General features: G+C 71.0%; 3 protein-coding genes. 2 read left to right on the top strand and 1 reads right to left on the bottom strand.

Annotation, left to right across the window (positions count from 1 at the left end; translation table 11 throughout):
• The coding region (locus ABZ459_RS52685; protein ID WP_357989090.1) for a phospholipid carrier-dependent glycosyltransferase at nt 1–728 on the bottom strand (728 nt) is incomplete at its 3' end.
• A 79-nt stretch (nt 729–807) separates the two neighbouring features.
• Between ABZ459_RS52685 and rsmI the strand changes: the two genes are divergently transcribed.
• Both rsmI and ABZ459_RS52675 read left to right on the top strand, forming a co-directional pair.
• Nucleotides 808–1,650, top strand: a complete 843-nt coding sequence (gene rsmI, locus ABZ459_RS52680) for a 16S rRNA (cytidine(1402)-2'-O)-methyltransferase (protein ID WP_352353055.1) — start codon at nt 808–810, stop codon at nt 1,648–1,650.
• Between the two features lie 5 nt (nt 1,651–1,655).
• Nucleotides 1,656–2,326 (top strand): phospholipid carrier-dependent glycosyltransferase (locus tag ABZ459_RS52675; protein ID WP_357989087.1); only part of this gene is annotated, 671 nt, incomplete at its 3' end.

The following is a 2,326-nucleotide window of genomic DNA, read 5'->3' as shown; positions in this document are numbered from 1 at the left end:
CGCCAGGGGCGGGCTCCGAGCCAGGGGCCGTGGGGTGAGACGGGTGAGTTCTCGTACCAGGCGACCAGCCGTTCGCGGGCGCGGTCACGGTCGACGACCAGGCAGGCGAACGCGGCCAGCACCCAGAACATGAGGAACACGTCGAGCAGCGCGGTGCGCGAGAGCACGTAGTGGAGGCCGTCGAGGGCCAGCAGCAGGCCGGCGAAGCAGCCGAGCAGCGTGGAGCGGGTCATCCGGCGGGCCACCCGGGCCAGGACGAGGATCGACAACGTGCCGACCAGTGCCGCGGCGAACCGCCAGCCGAACGGGTTGAGCCCGAACAGCCACTCACCGGCGCCGATCATCCACTTGCCCAGCGGCGGATGCACCACGTACGAGGCGCACTTGTCGAGCGTCTCCTGCGTGCACGACTGCCAGATGTCGGTCTTCCCGGCCAGGATCGCCTTGTCCGCGTCTTTGATCGTGACGCGCTCGACGCCCCAGTTGATCAGGGAGAAGGCGTCCTTCATGTAGTAGGTCTCGTCGAAGACCACGGCGCGCGGGTGGCCCAGGTTGACGAAGCGCAGAATGCCGCCGAAGAGCGTGACCAGCAGCGGGCCGACCCACCCCCACAGGACGCTGCCGCGCATGGGGGGGATCACCCGGTCACGCAGGGACCGCGTCTGCGATTGACTCTCGCCGACCTCCGGGTTGTCGTAGGCATGGTACGGGGAATCGGTCACCGCCATTCGGACATCGTACGGGCCCCAAGCCGTTAGGTACTGCAAGAATCACGGTCTAATTGGTATGCCCTGCCACAATGGTCGGGTGACTGGAGAAGGCAGGTTGGTGCTGGCCGGAGCCCCCATCGGTCAGGCGGGTGACGTCTCGCCGCGGCTGCGGGAGGTGCTCGCCGGCGCCGACGTGGTGGCCGCCGAGGACACCAGACGGCTGCGCAGGCTCGCCACCGAGCTGGGCGTGGAGATCAGCGGCCGGGTGGTGTCCTACTACGACCAGAACGAGGCGGGGCGCGCCCAGGAGCTCGTCGAGGCGCTGAGACAGGGCCGCACGGTGGTGGTCATCACCGACGCCGGGATGCCCGGGGTGTCCGACCCCGGCTACCGCCTGACCCACCTCGCGGTCGAGGCGGGCATCACGGTGACCGCGCTGCCGGGGCCGAGCGCCGTCACCACGGCCCTCGCCGTGTCGGGGCTGGCCAGCGACAGGTTCTGCTTCGAGGGTTTCCCGCCGCGCAAGACCGGCGACCGGGCGCGGCGGCTGTCCGCGCTGGCGGCCGAGGAGCGGACGATGGTCTTCTTCGAGGCCCCCCACCGGCTGGCCGAGTCGCTGGGGGCGATGGCCGAGGCGTTCGGGCCCGACCGGCCCGCCGCCGTCTGCCGCGAGCTGACCAAGACGTACGAGGAGGTGCGGCGCGGCGGTCTCGGCGAGCTGGCCGAGTGGGCCGCGGGCGGCGTCAAGGGCGAGATCACCGTGGTCGTCGCGGGTCGCGTGCCGGGGGCGGGCGAGCCCGACATGGACGAGCTGGTCGCCGAGGTCGACCGCCGGGTGGCCGAGGGCGAGCAGCGGAAGATCGCCATCGCCGACGTGGCCAAGGGCGCGGGCGTGCCGAGACGCGAACTTTATGACCTGGTGCACAAACGCATAGGGTGATCGACATGGGGGAGACGGCACGACGGCTGGTCCCGCCGTTCCAGGGGCGGCCCCTCTTAGGCTGGGCGGGGCCGCTGCTGGTCGCCCTCTTCGGCGGGCTGCTGCGCTTCGTCCGCCTCGGTGAGCCGAAGGCCGTCGTCTTCGACGAGACCTACTACGCCAAAGACGCCTACTCCCTGCTCAGGTACGGCGTCGAGCGCGCGATGCTGGGCGACGCCAAGAACCCGATCGCCGACCGGCGGCTCATCGCCGGGAACCTGGACATCTTCCGCCAGTGCCCCCAGTCGTCCGACTGCGCCTCGTTCGTCGCGCATCCGCCGCTGGGCAAGTGGATGATCGGCGCCGGTGAGTGGCTGTTCGGGCTCAACCCGTTCGGCTGGCGGTTCGCCGCGGCACTGGTCGGCACGTTGTCGATCCTCGTCCTGGCCCGGGTCGCCCGCCGGATGACCCGTTCGACGCTGCTCGGCTGCCTGGCGGGGCTGCTGCTCGCGCTCGACGGCCTGCATCTGGTGCTGTCCCGCACGGCGCTGCTCGACGTGTTCCTCATGTTCTGGGTGCTGGCCGCGTTCGCCTGCCTGGTGGTCGACCGTGACCGCGCCCGCGAACGGCTGGTCGCCTGGTACGAGAACTCACCCGTCTCACCCCACGGCCCCTGGCTCGGAGCCCGCCCCTGGCG

The sequence above is a fragment of the Nonomuraea sp. NPDC005692 genome, from assembly GCF_040631115.1.
GTDB lineage: Bacteria > Actinomycetota > Actinomycetes > Streptosporangiales > Streptosporangiaceae > Nonomuraea.
The sequence above is the reverse complement of the archived record's forward strand: the minus strand, read 5'-3'. Positions and strand labels throughout refer to the sequence as shown.